Origin of the sequence: Rhizobium altiplani, assembly GCF_001542405.1 — a bacterium.
Taxonomy (GTDB): domain Bacteria; phylum Pseudomonadota; class Alphaproteobacteria; order Rhizobiales; family Rhizobiaceae; genus Rhizobium; species Rhizobium altiplani.
Genome location: NZ_LNCD01000122.1, coordinates 25,228 through 40,436 on the forward strand (window position 1 = coordinate 25,228; position 15,209 = coordinate 40,436).

The 15,209-nt window shown below is 60.3% G+C and carries 14 protein-coding genes and 2 pseudogenes; 13 read left to right on the forward strand and 3 right to left on the reverse strand.

Annotated features, from left to right (window positions below; all coding sequences use genetic code 11):
* Window positions 1–34 precede the first annotated feature (34 nt).
* Window positions 35–958, reverse strand: a complete 924-nt coding sequence (locus AS026_RS28360; protein ID WP_062373664.1) for a LysR family transcriptional regulator — start codon at window positions 956–958, stop codon at window positions 35–37.
* Between the two features lie 160 nt (window positions 959–1,118).
* Between AS026_RS28360 and AS026_RS43745 the strand changes: the two genes are divergently transcribed.
* The 11 genes from AS026_RS43745 to AS026_RS28410 all read left to right on the forward strand — a co-directional run bounded on the left by AS026_RS43745 (window position 1,119) and on the right by AS026_RS28410 (window position 11,497).
* Entirely contained in the window at window positions 1,119–2,018 is a 900-nt protein-coding gene (locus tag AS026_RS43745; RefSeq protein ID WP_063805953.1) for a diaminopimelate decarboxylase family protein, read from the forward strand.
* Window positions 2,015–2,503, forward strand: a complete 489-nt coding sequence (locus AS026_RS43750) for a type III PLP-dependent enzyme domain-containing protein (RefSeq protein ID WP_063805954.1) — start codon at window positions 2,015–2,017, stop codon at window positions 2,501–2,503. Before AS026_RS43745 ends, AS026_RS43750 begins: the two co-directional genes overlap by 4 nt.
* Window positions 2,504–2,589: 86 nt before the next feature.
* Window positions 2,590–4,176, forward strand: coding sequence for an ABC transporter substrate-binding protein (locus tag AS026_RS28370; protein ID WP_062373667.1), 1,587 nt, complete (start codon window positions 2,590–2,592; stop codon window positions 4,174–4,176).
* Window positions 4,177–4,298: 122 nt separating this feature from the next.
* A complete protein-coding gene (locus AS026_RS28375) occupies window positions 4,299–5,237 on the forward strand; it encodes an ABC transporter permease (RefSeq protein WP_018860236.1) in 939 nt (312 codons plus the stop codon).
* On the forward strand, window positions 5,234–6,124 hold the full coding sequence (locus AS026_RS28380) for an ABC transporter permease (RefSeq protein WP_062373671.1): 891 nt from the start codon (window positions 5,234–5,236) through the stop codon (window positions 6,122–6,124). Before AS026_RS28375 ends, AS026_RS28380 begins: the two co-directional genes overlap by 4 nt.
* An 11-nt stretch (window positions 6,125–6,135) precedes the next feature.
* A complete protein-coding gene (locus AS026_RS28385; protein ID WP_062373675.1) occupies window positions 6,136–7,134 on the forward strand; it encodes an ABC transporter ATP-binding protein in 999 nt (332 codons plus the stop codon).
* Window positions 7,131–8,105 carry an ABC transporter ATP-binding protein gene (locus tag AS026_RS28390; RefSeq protein WP_062373679.1) on the forward strand — a complete coding sequence of 325 codons (975 nt, stop codon included), beginning with the start codon at window positions 7,131–7,133 and terminating at the stop codon, window positions 8,103–8,105. The genes AS026_RS28385 and AS026_RS28390 overlap by 4 nt, the downstream gene beginning before the upstream one ends.
* Window positions 8,106–8,131: 26 nt before the next feature.
* Window positions 8,132–8,647, forward strand: a complete 516-nt coding sequence (locus AS026_RS28395; protein ID WP_062373682.1) for a L,D-transpeptidase family protein — start codon at window positions 8,132–8,134, stop codon at window positions 8,645–8,647.
* A gap of 111 nt (window positions 8,648–8,758) precedes the next feature.
* On the forward strand, window positions 8,759–10,321 hold the full coding sequence (locus tag AS026_RS28400; protein WP_062373685.1) for a D-aminopeptidase: 1,563 nt from the start codon (window positions 8,759–8,761) through the stop codon (window positions 10,319–10,321).
* 181 nt (window positions 10,322–10,502) lie between these two features.
* Entirely contained in the window at window positions 10,503–10,760 is a 258-nt protein-coding gene (locus tag AS026_RS28405) for a DUF2798 domain-containing protein (RefSeq protein ID WP_245307670.1), read from the forward strand.
* A 458-nt stretch (window positions 10,761–11,218) separates the two neighbouring features.
* The gene (locus tag AS026_RS28410) at window positions 11,219–11,497 is read left to right on the forward strand and encodes an HU family DNA-binding protein (RefSeq protein WP_018860244.1); all 279 of its coding nucleotides are present in this window, start codon (window positions 11,219–11,221) and stop codon (window positions 11,495–11,497) included.
* Between the two features lie 52 nt (window positions 11,498–11,549).
* Here the strand turns inward: AS026_RS28410 and AS026_RS40645 are convergent.
* A pseudogene (locus tag AS026_RS40645) lies at window positions 11,550–11,773 on the reverse strand (zincin-like metallopeptidase domain-containing protein); the annotation flags it as partial.
* Window positions 11,774–12,117: 344 nt separating this feature from the next.
* On the opposite strand from AS026_RS40645, the gene argS reads away from it, so the two are divergent.
* Together argS and AS026_RS28420 are read left to right on the forward strand one after the other, a co-directional pair.
* Window positions 12,118–13,821: an arginine--tRNA ligase gene (gene argS, locus AS026_RS28415; protein WP_062373692.1), complete on the forward strand. Its 1,704-nt coding sequence runs from the start codon at window positions 12,118–12,120 to the stop codon at window positions 13,819–13,821.
* A 112-nt stretch (window positions 13,822–13,933) separates the two neighbouring features.
* A pseudogene (locus AS026_RS28420) lies at window positions 13,934–14,089 on the forward strand (HU family DNA-binding protein); the annotation flags it as partial.
* 70 nt (window positions 14,090–14,159) lie between these two features.
* On the opposite strand, the gene AS026_RS28425 reads toward AS026_RS28420, so the two are convergent.
* Complete coding sequence (locus AS026_RS28425) at window positions 14,160–15,080, reverse strand: ArdC family protein (RefSeq protein WP_062373694.1); 921 nt, start codon at window positions 15,078–15,080, stop codon at window positions 14,160–14,162.
* Window positions 15,081–15,209: the final 129 nt, after the last annotated feature.

Sequence of the window (15,209 nt, forward strand, 5' to 3'; positions counted from 1 at the left end):
AAGCTGGGCGTTCAAGCCCGCGGCGTGGTCTGCCTTACTTTCTATCCAGCGCGGAGTGCAAAGTTGCCCGCATCTCGTTGGCAGCCTCGGTCAGGACCGAGAGGAACCTCTCAATGACCGTCGATCGCGTCCTTCGAACCGGGCGCCATACGGCAAGCGTGTACGGGACGCTGACGCTTAGCCTGCGCAATACCACGCCCTTGTCGACATGGGTTGCAGCAGTCAGCGGATTGATGATTGACACACCTACACCGGCGGCAACCATCGAACATACGCTGGTGGCCGTCGTCGTCTCGACAGCATAACTGCGCGAAATGCCTGCAGCCAGGAACATGTCGTCAAGTTTTCTTCGATAGGGATCGTCCTGCGAAAAATAGACAAATGGCACGCCGTCGAAATCTGCGGGTTCGAGGAGGCTCTTTTGCGAAAGCCTGTGGCCGATCGGCACGACGCATACTTGATCGCCAACGTCGATCCGCTGAGAGGCTACGCCAGGATATTCGAACCGGCCTTCGGTCACCCCCATGTCGAAGACCGTCGTTGCCATTTCATGCTGCAGCGAAACCTCCTCCAACGAATGCAGGGAGAGATGAACCGCCGGGCGATGCTTCAGAAGTTTTTGCGCCACGCGCGGGATGATGGAATCCGCATATGCCGGGATCGTTGCGATCCTTAGGTTGGAAGCGTTGTGCACGCGGATCGCCGACGCAGCACGGCTAATTTCTTCCATGCCGAGGAAGGACCGGCGAACGACTTCATGTAACAAAAGTGCCTGGTTCGTGGGTGTCAAACGCTTGCCGAAGCGCACGAAAAGATCGAAGCCGATTCGCTGCTCCATTTCTCTGAGCTCTCGGCTGATGGTCGGCTGTGACGTTCCCAGTGCCGCGGCGGCCGCGGTCACGCTTTTGCTGATCATGATGCTGTTGAAGACCTCAATCTGGCGTTGGTTGAGCCTCATCGGTCTGAGCCTTTCGCTTCGGTGCCTTTCCCCTCCTGACGAGAGCGCGGGTGAAGCCTCTCATATATCAGAAATGAATAAGAGCGCCCTATCAATTATTTCCCTCAGGATTCAGGGTCTGAAACTATCGCTGCCGGAACCCAAACATGCGTGACAGGCGATGAAAAAATACGTCGAAGAAGAGACCTGGCAGGATGACGACCGGCGCTGGCTCGCCTATCGAGCAGGCGCTCTGCATATCGAGGATGTGCGGCTGGGCGCGGTTGCCGCCGCCATTCCAACGCCTTTTTACTGCTACTCCGCCGGCGCTATCCGATCGGCCTACATGACACTTTCGCGAGCACTCACCCCCATCGACGTCGCGATCTGCTACGCCGTCAAGGCCAATAGCAACATCGCCGTCCTTCGCCTGCTTGCAGAACTCGGATGCGGGATGGACATCGTTTCCGGAGGAGAGCTGGAGCGTGCACTGGCAGCGGATGTACCTGCGTCAAGGATCATCTTCTCCGGCGTCGGAAAGACCCGCGCGGAGATCGCCCGCGCAATTCAGGTCGGCATTCACCAGATCAATGTCGAGTCAGCGGCCGAGATCAGCGTGGTCGCCGAGGTCGCCCGAGCGCTCGGCAAGCGCGCGCCGGTCGCATTTCGTGTCAATCCCGACGTCGATGCCAAGACGCACGCGAAAATCACCACCGCGACGAAGGACAGCAAGTTTGGAATCGCGATCGGCCAGGTGCCTGATCTCTACGCCCAGGTTGCTGCGGTGCCTGAATTGGAAGCGGTTGGCGTCGCCGTTCACATCGGATCGCAAATATATGACATGGAGCCGTTCCGGCGCGCCTTTTCGGCAATGGCCGAGCTGGTAACGGAGATGCGCGGCAGAGGATTGTCCGTGCCGCGCCTCGACCTCGGCGGCGGCATTGGGATTGCCTCCGGCGATAAACCAGGCCCGGACATTGGGCGCTATGCCGCGATCATCGCCGAGACAGTTGGCCATCTCGGCTGCAAACTTGCCGTCGAGCCGGGCCGCTGGCTCGTCGGGCGGGCGGGGTTGCTGTGAGCGAGTTGCTTTACCTCAAGGACATGCAGGACGGATGCATGGGCATTCTCGACGCGGGAATGAACGACCTTATGCGCACGGCGCTCTACGACGCCCACCATCCCGTTCTTCCCCTTCAGGAACCGCAACTCAACGATGCAGCGTGCACCTATAGTCTCGTGGGCCCGATTTGCGAAAGCTCCGACAAATTTGGACGCTACGATGGGCTCGGTGAACTGCGGGCCGGTGAGCTTTTGGCTTTCGATCTCGCCGGCGCCTATGGCGCGTCGATGGCATCGACCTACAACTCACGCGACCTTCTTGCCGAGGTACTTGTGGACGGCGATCGGTTCAGGACAATCCGGCGCAGGCAGGGCATTCAAGAAATGCTACAACTTGAGCATGGGGGAGCCTGGGAGCGTCCTGCACCGGGCGGAAGAGTGATGGCCGAACCTGTTTTGCACGGGGGCACAAAAGGCACCGGGGAGGGAATTGGCAGACGCTGAACAATAATTGGACCGGGAACCGGACAGCACGGGGAAGCGACAAGCGCTGCCCCGGATGGGGAAACAAGAAAAAGAGGGAATTTAAAATGCTGAACAAAGCCAAGTTTATGATGGCGACGGGCCTCATTACGCTTGCGATGGCTTCGACCAGTCTTGCGGCCGACCATGTCTTGAAGATCGCCTATCAGGAGGATCCGAAGACCGTCGACGTCCAGATGACGCAGGATTTCTACACACTGCCGCTCAACGTTTACGACCGGCTCGTCGAGGCCGAAACGAGCGGGCCGGGCCAGTCGCAGCTCACCCCCGGGCTTGCCGAGAGCTGGGAAGTTTCGCAGGACGGCAAGACCTACATATTCCACCTGCGCAAAGGCGTTCTGTTTCATAACGGCGAGGAGCTGACTGCGGATGACGTCGTCTACACCTTCGACCGCATGCTCGACCCCAAGACCAAGGCGCTGAGCACCGATATTCTCAATTTCGTCGATGGTGCCACCGAGCGCCTGGATGGATCCGCCACCACGGTCCCCGGTCTGCAGGCGGTGGACAAATACACTGTCAAGATCGTCCTGAAGGAGCCTTACGCGGCCTTCATCGCCCTGCTGGCGAGCCCCGGTGCGTCGATCTACAATCGCAAATTCACCGAGCCGCTCGGCGACAAGTACGGCCTTACGCCGGAAACGACCAACGGAACCGGGCCGTTCAAACTGACGGAATACACCCTCAACGACAGTCAGGTCCTTGAGGCCAACGACAAGTATTTCAAGGGTCGCCCGAAGCTCGACCAGATCGTCATCCGCGTGGTCGCCGATGCCGAAACACTGCGACTTCTCTTCGAGTCGGGCGAGCTGGATGTGTTCGATATCGACTACGCATCGTCGCAGCTGCCCTATTTCGCCGGCAGTGACCAATGGAAGGACCAGATTCGATCCGGTCCACGCGTCGGCATCTATTACTACCACATCAATCAGGCGCTGAAGCCCTTCGACGACGTGCGCGTCCGCAAGGCGTTCCAGATGGCCATCAACCGCCAGGAAATTCTCGACAAGAATTTCTATGGCAAGGGCAAGTTGGAAAACGGCGTCATGCCGCGTGGACTGACCTGCTATGCCGAGGCCAAGCCGATCGAGTACAACCCGCAGAAGGCCAAGGCGCTGCTGGCAGAGGCTGGCTACCCCAACGGCGTAGACATCAAGCTGACCCAGGCCAGCAATTGGTCCTCGCGTTGGTCCGATATGAACCAGATTATCCAGGCCCAGATCAAGGAAGCTGGCTTCAACGCCGAGATCAACACGATGGACGAATCCGCATATTTTGCGGCCCGCAAGGCGGGGACTGTCGACAACTACACGCAAAACTGGTCGGCGGACTTTAATGATCCGGACAATTTCTTCTATACGTTCTTCAGCAAGAGCGGCACGTCGGTTCGCGGTTACAACAACAACGACGAGCAGGTCTTTGCGGCGCTCGACAAGGCGCGCTCGATGACCAACCCCGAGGAACGCTGTGCGCTGTACCAGAAGATGACGGATCGGATCGTGCAGGACGATGCAGCCTGGGTGCCGCTATTCAGCCTTGACCACAACTATGTCGTTCAGCCCCGGGTGAAGAACTTCGTGGTGCCGTGGAACGGCTGGAGCGACATGAGCTACTACAAGATGGAAGTCGAATAGGACTTAACCTGCGTGGCGGGCCTCGAAAGGGGCCTGCCATCCTCTTGTTTTCCCTGCGGTTTCGCAGGATCCATTTGCCCGCGATCCTTGTTCCGGCGAGATTCGATGAAAGACCACTTTCGATGCTGACCTTCGTGATAAAGCGCATCGCGATGTCGATCCCAGTTCTGATCGGCATCACGGCGCTGCTCTTCATCATGCTCAACGTGATACCCGGTGATCCCATTGCGCTTCTGATGAAGGAGCATGCCAGCGCCGACGTCATCAACCGCGTGCGCGCCCAGATGCACCTCGACGATCCGCTGATCACGCGATACTTCAGGTTCCTCTTCGCCGCCCTTCAAGGCGATCTCGGCGTGTCGATCAAGCTCAATCGCGACGTGACGACGCTCATCCTCAATGCATTCCCGAGCACGCTCATCTTGACGATCTGTGCGGCACTCGTGTCCTGGGTGATCGGCATTCCGGTGGGCGTGCTGTCGGCGGTCAGGCGGGATTCGCTGCTCGACCACCTGTTCATGGGCTTCTCGCTTCTTGGGGTTTCGATGCCGATCTTCTGGTCGGCCCTGTTGATGCAATATGTCTTCGCTCTGAAGCTGAAATGGCTGCCTGTGTCCGGTTTTTATGGATACCAGTATGTGATCATGCCAGCGATCGTGCTCGGATGGAGTTCGGCCGGCGTCATCGCCCGCCTCACCCGCTCCAGCCTGCTTGAGGTAATGCGCCACGATTATATCCGCACGGCTCGCGCCAAGGGCCTTCGCGAATTGATGGTGATCCGCCGGCATGCGCTGAAGAACGCGCTTATCCCCGTCGTGACCATCATGGCGATCCAGGTCGCGGGGCTGCTGTCGGGCGCAGTCATCACCGAAGCGATCTTCGGCATCCCCGGAGTAGGCCGCATTTCGGTCAGCGCCATCCAGGCGCGCGACATGCCGCTTCTGCAGGGCTCGGTGCTATTCGCCACCGTCCTCGTCATCTTCGGCAATCTCGTTGCCGATATCCTCTATTCGGTTCTCGACCCCCGCATTCGCTCCGAAATGAAGGGAGGTTCGAAATGACTGAGATCGCCGAAACAATCCCGGACGTTGCGGATGATGCGGGCAACGACAGTTTCCTGCGCGACGGCATCAGGATCTTTTGCAGGAACCGAATGGCGATGGCCGGTCTGATCATGGTCGGGTGTCTTGTCTTCGTGGCGCTGTTCGTTTCCTTCATCAGTCCGCATGATCCCTACCGCGTGGCGCTGAACGAGCAGTTCCGCCCGCCGTCCACCACCTATTGGCTCGGTACGGACAACTTCGGCCGGGATCTCCTGACCCGCATTCTTTATGGCGCCCGGATATCTCTGGTCGTCGGTATCGTGCCGAGCTTCATCTCCCTGATGATTGGAGCAGTCCTTGGTGTTGTCAGCGGCTACTACGGCGGTCGGGTCGACTTCATGATCATGCGGCTGGCCGATATGATGATCGCCTTCCCGTCGCTCCTGCTGGCGATGGTGGTCATGTACACGCTTGGGGCGAACCTCTTTAACATCTTCATCGCGCTCAGCCTCGTTGGCTGGGCCGGAGTGGCCCGCGTGGTGCGCGCACAGACACTCGCCGTCAAGGAGAAGGAGTTCATCGAGGCGGCGCGCGCGAACGGTACGAAGAAGGTGGCGATCATGGTCGGCCACATCTTCCCCAACGTCGTTCCGACACTGATTGTTCTCTTTTCGCTCAGCATTCCCGACGCGATCATGTGGGAATCGAGCCTCAGCTTCCTCGGCGTCGGCGTCCAGCCTCCCGAAGCCAGCTGGGGTCTCCTGGTGGCCAAGGGCAAGGAGTATCTCTTCTCCGCACCCCTGGTTGCGATCATGCCCGGCGTTGCGATCCTGATCACGGTGCTGGCGTTCAATTTTGTCGGCGACGGCCTGCGTGACGCGCTCGATCCCTACATGAAGGACTGAGGGGCGCGACGATGACAAACCGAGACAAATTGCTCAGCGTGCGCAACCTGCGCACGGAATTCAAGACGCAGAACGGCCCCGTCCGGGTTGTTGACGGTGTGTCGTTCGACGTCGGGCGCGGGCGGATCGTCGGTCTGGTCGGGGAATCCGGCTCCGGCAAGAGCATCACGGCGCTGTCGCTGATGGGATTGGTGCCTTCGCCGCCGGGAACGGTGAGTGCCGATAGCATCATCCTTGACGGGACCGATCTGGCGCGGCTGAACGGCGACGAGATGCGGCGCAAGCGCGGTCGCGAGGTTTCAATGGTATTTCAGGAGCCAATGACCTCGCTGAATCCGGTGAAGACCATGGTTCAGCAGGTTGGCGAGCCCCTTGCCATTCACACCGGCCTCAACAAGCGCGCCATCCGTGAAAAGGTGCTGCAGATGTTCGAGACGGTGGGCATTCCAGAGCCAAAGGCACGCCTCGACGTTTATCCGCATCAACTTTCGGGGGGGTTGCGCCAGAGGGCGATGATCGCCATGGGGCTGATCTGCGAACCGAAGCTCCTGATCGCCGACGAGCCGACGACGGCGCTCGACGTAACCACGCAGGCGCAGATCCTCAGGCTGATGATGGCACTGCGCGACCGAGCCGGCACTGCAATCATCATGATCACCCACGATCTCGGCATCATCGCCGAGATGTGCGACGAGGTGAACGTGATGTATGCCGGCCAGATCGTCGAACAGGCCAATGTCTTCGACCTCTTCGACCGGCCGTCGCATCCCTATACGCGCGGCCTGCTCGCTTCGATCCCGAAAGCGACGGAAAAACGCACGGCGGAACGCCTGAACAGCATTCCAGGTGTGGTGCCGAATCTTGCGAAACTTCCAGCGGGCTGTCGTTTCCACCCCCGCTGCGGCGATGCGATGCCAATCTGCAAGCTGAAGCAGCCTGAACTGACGGATCTCGGCAATGGCCACAAGGCGCGCTGCTGGTTGCATGACAAAGAGGGAGCAAAGGCGTGAGCGACGTTCTGATTTCCACCGCAGGGCTGAGCAAGCACTACCCTGTCGGCACGGGCTTCTTCCGCTCTCAGCGCAAGGTGATCCGCGCCGTGGACGGCATTGATCTCGAGATCCGCGAAAGGGAAACCTTCGCGCTTGTGGGGGAGTCGGGCTGCGGCAAGACGACGCTCGGCCGCGTGATGCTACGGCTGATCGAGCGCACGGAAGGGGCCGTGCACTATCGCGGTCAGGATTTGCACGCGCTCGACGAGGCCGCAATGCGGGCTATGCGCAAGAAGCTGCAGATCGTCTTTCAGGATCCATTCGCCTCCCTAAATCCCCGCAAGCGCGTCAAGGATATTTTGGCCGAGCCTTTGCGCGCACACGCATATGGTACCGGAGCCGAAATCGAAGAACGCTGCGGCGAGCTGCTCGATATGGTCGGGCTGCGCCGACAGCTCCTGCGCCGCTATCCCCACCAGTTCAGCGGCGGGCAGCGGCAGCGCATAGGCATTGCACGGGCGCTTGCCAACAATCCCGAATTCGTTGTCTGCGACGAGGCCGTTTCGGCACTCGATGTCTCGATCCAGGCGCAGGTCTTGAACCTCTTGCGCGATCTCCAGGAGCAACTGAAGCTAACCTATCTCTTCATCACCCACGATCTGAGCGTGGTGCGCCAGTTTGCCGATCGGGTCGGGGTGATGTTCCTCGGGCGAATGGTGGAAGTCGGGACGACAGAGGAAATTTTCGCAAAGCCGCGCCATCCCTATACGATGTTCCTGATGTCGGCGGTTCCGCGTCCCGATCCGCATCAGCGAAACCGCGAACGGCCGCTGCTCACCGGCGACATTCCGAGCCCGATGAACCTGCCGTCCGGATGCCGCTTCCATACGCGCTGTCCCTTTGCGCAGGCGATCTGCCGGAGCGAGGAGCCTGCGCTGTCGGACCGCGGCGGCCACACGGTCGCATGCCATTTTCCACTGGACCAGTGATTTCACGTCAAGAAAGGTGTTCGAATTTGGATCTGATCGTATCGCGCAACGGCGACGGCTGGCAGGCCGCCTATGGAGACAAGCGCTGGCGCTGTGCCATTGGCCGCAGCGGCATGCGTCCCGCCAACGAAAAGGTCGAAGGTGACGGTGCGAGCCCGATCGGGCGCTGGCCGATCCGCCAGCTATTCTACCGCGCCGACCGGATCGGCAAGCCGGTATCACCTTTTCCCTGCCGCGCCATCGACCGCCTCGACGGCTGGTGCGACGACCCCGCGCACCCGGACTACAACCGCCAGGTCAAGCTACCCTTCGCCGCGAGCCACGAGGAGATGTGGATGGAGGACGACGTCTATGACATCGTCGTCGTCCTGGGGCATAATGACGACCCGCCGGTGGCGGGGGCAGGCAGTGCCGTTTTTCTGCACATCGCCCGGCCAAACTACTCTCCGACCGCGGGCTGCGCAGCGCTCTCGCGTGAGGATCTGCTTTCCTTCCTTGCCGCCGCTGAGCCCTCCACGCATCTGCGTTTTTCCGCGAGCTGACATCTTGCCGATGGCGGTTTAGCCTTCATCGACCCATCCTGAAAAGACGCGCCCGTTTCGGGCGCTCTACCCCTCCCCTTCGATAGATCGCGACAATTCAAGGCACGCGTCATGACCAGCATCGACACCACCGCGCTAGAGCGAATGCTCAACCTCCTGCCGGTCCGCTACAAGGGACCCGGCGGCGTTGCGGGGGTGGTGAAGGATGGAAAGGTGATCGCCCGGCGCGCCTGGGGGTTCGCCGACATGTACCGGAAGGTACAGTTGACGGCCGAGACGCGCATGCCGATCTGCTCGCTCTCCAAACAGTTCACCTGCGCGCTGCTGCTCGATCAGTTTGGCGATCCCGCAGTGCTGGACCACAGGGTCAGCACATATCTTCCGCACTATCGCGACAGGCTGCCAAGCGTTGCGGAACTCTGCCACAACCAGTCGGGCTTGCGCGACTACTGGGCGCTGACGGTTCTGCAGGGTGCCAAGCCGGAGGCGGAGTTTACGCGCGAGCACGCACTCCCGCTGCTTGCGCGCTCGAAGACCGGCCACTTCCCGGCAGGCGAGCTCTACTCCTACAACAACGGCAATTTCCGCATCCTCGGCGAGATGATCGAGGACGGCACGGGCCGCTCCTTCGGCGAGCTTTTGCGGGAGAGGATTTTCGCACCTGCCGGCATGAAGACGGCCGAGCTCGCGCCAGACACCCGCTACCCCCCCGACGGGGTGGTCGGCTATGAGGGTAACGACGACGTCGGCTTCCTTCCGGCGGAAAACGGCGTCTACTGGTTCGGCGACGCCGGCATTGTTGCCTCGCTCGACGACCTGTTGGCCTGGGAATGCCATATCGACGAGACGCGTGGCGAGCCTGACAGCCTCTATAACCGCATATCGGGTCCAGTGACCTACCGAAACGGAACGCCGGCAAGCTACGGCTTTGGCCTGCGCCGCGATACCTGGCGCGGTGCCAGGATCACTGGCCACGGCGGCGGCCTGCGCGGTTTCAGCTCGTTTCGGCTTCACGCAGCAGAGGAGCGGATTTCGGTGGTTGTGATGTTCAACCACGATGCAAGCTCGTTTACAGCTGCCACCGCAATTCTCGACGCTGCGCTCGGGCGCGAAGCTTCTAATGAAACCGTTCGCCCCGAAGGCTGGGACGGGTTGTGGCTCGACGATGACCAGGGTCTCATCCTTAGGACCGTTCAAGACACCGCTGGCATCAAGCTCCACTACGCCCCCTCCGCGGCGCGGCTTACCGTCTCCGCGGACGGTGTCGCCCGCGGCCACGCGCTCGCCCTGAAGAAACAAGGTGAGATGCTCGTCATGCGTCGTGAGAGTGAAAACCTTGAGGTGACGGCCCGTCCTCTGGCCCCTGTCGAATGGGCCGACGGCGTAGGCATTGCTGGGCGCTACTGGTCGGAAGAACTCGAAGCTCACCTCGATATCGAAGCGCGCGGCGGCGCCGCTTATGCCAGCTTCGAAGGCATGTTCGGAACCGGCCCGGTGGAGCGCATGTATGCTCTCGCCGTGGATGTCTGGGTCATCACCACCAGACGATCGATGGACGCCGCTCCACCCGGCGACTGGACAGTCCAGGTCCACCGTGACGCCGATGGTACCGTATCGGGCCTCACCGTCGGCTGTTGGCTCGCCAGAAAGATTGCATACCTGCCCTGTGGATGAGGTTCGATCGACATGCGGTTTTCGCTTCGAGGGTCTTTGAACCGCCTTGACACCCGACACATCTGAGGTCAGGAACGAGTGTCGAAAAGTTTCAGGCCGGTGTGGTTATTCCGGCCCCCGTTCTCGGGAAAGTCGCTGATGCGAACCCACGGCACCGACCTTCAATCAAGGTGGTGCTGCCGTGAGCGCTCCACCTTATCAAGTGGAGATTTCAATGCACGACACGAAAACAATTATTGTCGCTCAATTATTTATATCAGGAATGATGGCATTCCTCATGACCGGCTTCTTCGGCTTTATCCACGCGACCTCAATTCTGGCGTGGCTTGCTGAATGGGCCAACGCTTTCGTTATCGCATGGCCGGTCGCTTTTGTCCTGTCGCTCGGGGTGGGACGTCTTGGGTTCAAGCTCGCCGTGACATGTCGACGACATATCTGAGCTGGGGTGTTGGGAGCTGTTAGTCGTATGAGAGGGCTGTGTGGTATTGGCCCGCACAGCTCCGACTTGCGTCGCTGAACCGCTTCAAGCGCGACGACTTCTACATCGTCTCTGGAAGGTTCGCACACGCGATACCGCTTCGGAGCCGACGGCACTCCAAATCATTTCCCCAACAAATTGGTGAAGTATCCATGCGTTGCCGGTGGGGACACGGTCGAAGACGGTGTTGGTAGCAAGAGGGAAGCGATTGGCCTATTACTGGGGTGCTCGCCCGAGAACCTGCGCGAACCTGCCAAGGTATTCTGGCCAAACCGCGACCCGACCAGCAGTCACCGCTGGCGAATTTTAATCAGAAGCTGTGGAAATCAGTCGTTTAACCATCTTTTACTGCGGTGCGTCGATGACAGCGCGAGAAGCGGATGGCAGGGATTCTCGAATTGACGAAAGGGGAAACAACAATGACAACCACGAACGAAATCGCTGATAAGATCGCCGCCGAACATGGCCTGACCAAAGTTCAGGGCAAGGCAATCGTTGAAGCCGTGATCGCCTCCATCACCAGCGCAGCCGTCGCCGGCAACGAAACGTCCCTGCCGGGCTTTGGCAAGTTCAAGGTGAAGACAACACCAGAGCGCGAGGCGCGCAATCCATCCACCGGTGCAACCATCAAGGTGGCCGCTGCCAGAAAGCTGAGCTTCCAGCCGGCAAAGGCGCTGAAGGATGCACTGAACAAGTAAATGGGAAGACCCCGCTCGGATTGGGCGGGGTCCTGCCTTTGATGCGGCATCGTCAGGCGTGAAAGGGCGGCTCACGCTGCCCCTCGCCTGCGAACCGCGGTTGCGGGTGATGCAGATAATCTCCGGCTCGCTGTGCCTGTGAAGCCGCCGTGAAGATCGCGCGCTTGTCGCCGCTGAGCACCGTCAGCCAGCTGTCGATGTAGCTTGCATGATCGGGACGCGGTTCGAGTTCCGGAACGATCCCGAGAGCCGTGCAGGGAATGCGCTGCCGAGTTCATCCGAGCACGTTCCAGAACTAGGGTCTTATGGCTCATTGAGTTCGGCATAATCTCCTAACAACAGTCGTCCGTATCCTATCCGCCCCTGCGCTAGACGCGGCGTTTGACCCATTGCGGTTATCGAAACACTGACCGCGCAGCCAGCCATCAGTTGGGGCGCTGCAATCCTGGCAGTTGCGGAAGTTATTCGATCATAAGATTGCCAGCGGTCGTTGGACGGTCTAGTAAAAGATCGAACTTAAAGGCTCGACATGACCATGGCTCCGAAGATTGCAGAACGGCGACGCTGAAGCTCTCAACGCTTCCGCGCTCACTTATTCATGCAATTTCTGGAAATGATCCATGTCCGTAAAATCGGCCGCGCTCGCGGCACTTGCTTCCGCATATGAACTGAACGGCCTCGAAGCCGCCCCCTCCATCGTCCGGTCGACCAGACCCGAGTTCGGCGATCTCCAATGCAACGACTTGATGCGGCTTGCGAAATTCGGCCGCAAGAACCCGCGCCTGCTTGCTGCTGAGGTCGCAGAGGCTGCCCGGGGCGCTCTTTTCGAGGATGTATCCGTCGCGGGTCCGGGGTTCATCAACTTCCGGCTGACCGACGCCGCTGTCGCCGCGGAGGCGACTACCATGCTTGCCGATACGTCGCTTGCCGCAGAGAAGACGGAGCCGATCCGGACGGTCATTGACTTTGGCGGACCCAACGTTGCCAAGGCACTGCATGTTGGCCATCTGCGCTCCTTCGTCATCGGGGAAAGCCTGCGGCGCATCCTCGTGGAGATCGGCCACGACGTTCTGTCCGACATTCACCTCGGCGACTGGGGCCTGCAAATGGGCAAGCTTCTTCTGGGCGCAGCTCAGGCTGCGGGATGGAAGGCTGGAGACCCCATACCCTTCATCGGTCCATCGGCATTTGAAGGCATGACCGTCGAGGAACTGGGCGCTCTTTACAAGTCGGGCAATGCTGCCTGCGAGGACGAGACTTCGCTTGCGCACGCGCGGATGCTGACCACGAAACTGCAGGATGGAGATCCGCTTCTGGCAGAGAGCTGGGCGCGCATGCGGGCCATTTCACTTGCATCGATCGCCGCCACGGTGGGGATGCTCGGCGCGCATTTCGACTTGTTCAAAGGCGAAAGCGACGCGCATTCGGAGGTCGCGCCCATGCTCGACGATCTCACTGCGCGCGGACTGGCTCGGAAGAGCGATGGGGCCCTTGTCATCGACGTCTCCGGTGACGGGCTTCCGGACAATGTGCCGCCTCTGCTTCTCCAGAAGAGAGACGGAGCGGCGCTTTACGGCACCACCGATCTCGCGACGCTTCGGCAACGGGTGCGTGACATCGGCGCTCAGCAGATCGTTTATTGCACCGACGACCGGCAGGCGCTCCATATTGCCAGCGTGTTTTCGGTGGCGCGGACGGCAGGGTATGCCGATGGCGTCGAATTGCGGCATGTGACCTTCGGTACCGTTCGTGGCAATGACGGCAAGCCCTTCAAGACCCGTGACGGTTCCGCAGCCTCGCTCGATGACATGATTAATCTTGCACTTGCCAAGTCGTCGGAAAAGGTCGCCGACAGTCAAGCGGCCACGGCTGTAGGTCTTGGCGCGTTGAAGTTCGCCGACCTCTCCACACCGCGAAAGACCGGTTACGTTTTTGATATCGACAGGATGATTTCTTTTGAGGGGCGGACTGGGCCGTATCTTCAATACGCTTACGCCCGGATCTGCTCGATCTTGGACAAGGCTGCGGAGGCCGGCATTGTTCCAGAGGAGACGGTCTCGATCAGTCATCCCTCCGAGCGTGCCGTGTTGATGGAATGCCTCTGGTATCCCCATGCCCTTTCGGAGGCAGCGCGGCAGCTTGAGTCATTCGAAATCGCCGATCGGGCCTATCAGGTGGCAGATGCGTTCAGCCGCTTCTACACGGATTGCCCGGTGCTGAAGGCAGAGGATCCGTCGGGACGGCTTGCCACATGCAAGCTGGTCGAGAGGGTCATCGGAAAGTGTCTTGAGCTGCTTGGAATGACACCCGTGCGGCGTATGTAAGGTCCACTGGGTTGGTAGCTCTTGGCGCATTCCGGCCGAGCTGCGTTGAGGAGATCGTTGCAAGTGGCGGAGAGTGGCGCGGATTTCTTCGACAGTAGCCGCACCTGGGAGAAAGACGGCCCTGCCCGGCTTTGGCAAGTTCAAGGTGAAGACAACACCGGAGCGCGAGGCCCGCAATCCATCCACCGGTGCAACCATCAAGGTGGCCGCTGCCAGAAAGCTGAGCTTCCAGCCGGCAAAGGCGCTGAAGGACGCACTGAACAAGTAAATGGGAAGACCCCGCGCGGTTTGGCGGGGTCCTGCTTTCCATACGGCATCATCAAGCGTGAAAGGGCGGCTCACGCCGCCCCCTCGTCTGCGATGCGTGGCTGCAGGTGATGCAGGTAATCGACGGCACGCTGCGCCTGTGAGGCCGCCTGGAAGATCGCGCGCTTGTCGCCGCTGAGCACCGTCAGCCAGCTGTCGATGTAGCTTGCATGATCGGGACGCGGTTCGAGTTCCGGAACAATCCCGAGATCGGCGCACAGGAATGCGCTGCCGAGTTCGGAAATCAGTTCTTCCCGGGCGCGCTCACTGCGATCCGTCCCATAGCGGCTAAGATCGCGATCGAGCCGCCCCTTTGCCGAAGTCCAGTGCGTCAATTCGTGAGAAAGGATGGCAAAGTAACAGACGTCGTCCCGGAAGGCGTCGCAGTGCGGCATCTGAATATAGTCGTGGGCCGCGGCATAATAGGCCGATGTGCCGCCATGACGGATCATGGCGCCGGTGTTGGCAAAGAAGCGACCGGCCTCACCGATGCGGTCGAATGGGTCCGAGAGGCTTGCTGTTGGTTGGACCCGGGCATCGAGGCCATCGATTTGATCGGCATTGAAGACGGTGTAGGCTTTCATGAAGGGGATGGAGCGTTCGACGTCATCGCCGCCATCAGCCGTTTCGGTGCGGATGATCGAGCTGGCAAAGACGACGGTCGTTCCGCTCTCGCCCTTGCGAACCGCGCCGCCAAGTTCGAGCGCCTGGCGGAATGTCATCCAGGTCGAGGATGCGAAGCCGCGGGTGATTGCCTCCGACCAGAGGAGGATGACGTTGATCCCGGAATAGGGTGCGCCATTGAAGCGCAGCGGTCGTGAGACCGGATCGGACGGATAAGCGCTATGCCAGGGTTGGGTCCAGGGACGGACACCCTGTTCGAGAGCGGCAATGATTGTGTCGGTGATGCGGCCGTGGATGTCGGATCGTTGGCTGGTTTGCTGCCTTGTCATGTTGGAACCTCCGCTTGGGGTCGCGACCATCGCGACCTGCTACGGCGGTCCAAAAGCCGGGCTTCAAGCGCTGGCCGGCACCCGAAGGGCCGAAACGCCAGTGGAGGACGGCAACGCCGTTGCGGCCAG

What these genes read in the sequence shown, in the direction of transcription:
- AS026_RS28360 (WP_062373664.1), bottom strand. Translation starts at nt 958, where the DNA reads ATGAGGCTCAACCAACGCCAGATTGAGGTCTTCAACAGCATCATGATC.
- AS026_RS43745 (WP_063805953.1), top strand. Translation starts at nt 1,119, where the DNA reads ATGAAAAAATACGTCGAAGAAGAGACCTGGCAGGATGACGACCGGCGC.
- AS026_RS28370 (WP_062373667.1), top strand. Translation starts at nt 2,590, where the DNA reads ATGCTGAACAAAGCCAAGTTTATGATGGCGACGGGCCTCATTACGCTT.
- AS026_RS28375 (WP_018860236.1), top strand. Translation starts at nt 4,299, where the DNA reads ATGCTGACCTTCGTGATAAAGCGCATCGCGATGTCGATCCCAGTTCTG.
- AS026_RS28380 (WP_062373671.1), top strand. Translation starts at nt 5,234, where the DNA reads ATGACTGAGATCGCCGAAACAATCCCGGACGTTGCGGATGATGCGGGC.
- AS026_RS28385 (WP_062373675.1), top strand. Translation starts at nt 6,136, where the DNA reads ATGACAAACCGAGACAAATTGCTCAGCGTGCGCAACCTGCGCACGGAA.
- AS026_RS28400 (WP_062373685.1), top strand. Translation starts at nt 8,759, where the DNA reads ATGACCAGCATCGACACCACCGCGCTAGAGCGAATGCTCAACCTCCTG.
- AS026_RS28410 (WP_018860244.1), top strand. Translation starts at nt 11,219, where the DNA reads ATGACAACCACGAACGAAATCGCTGATAAGATCGCCGCCGAACATGGC.
- argS (WP_062373692.1), top strand. Translation starts at nt 12,118, where the DNA reads ATGTCCGTAAAATCGGCCGCGCTCGCGGCACTTGCTTCCGCATATGAA.
- AS026_RS28425 (WP_062373694.1), bottom strand. Translation starts at nt 15,080, where the DNA reads ATGACAAGGCAGCAAACCAGCCAACGATCCGACATCCACGGCCGCATC.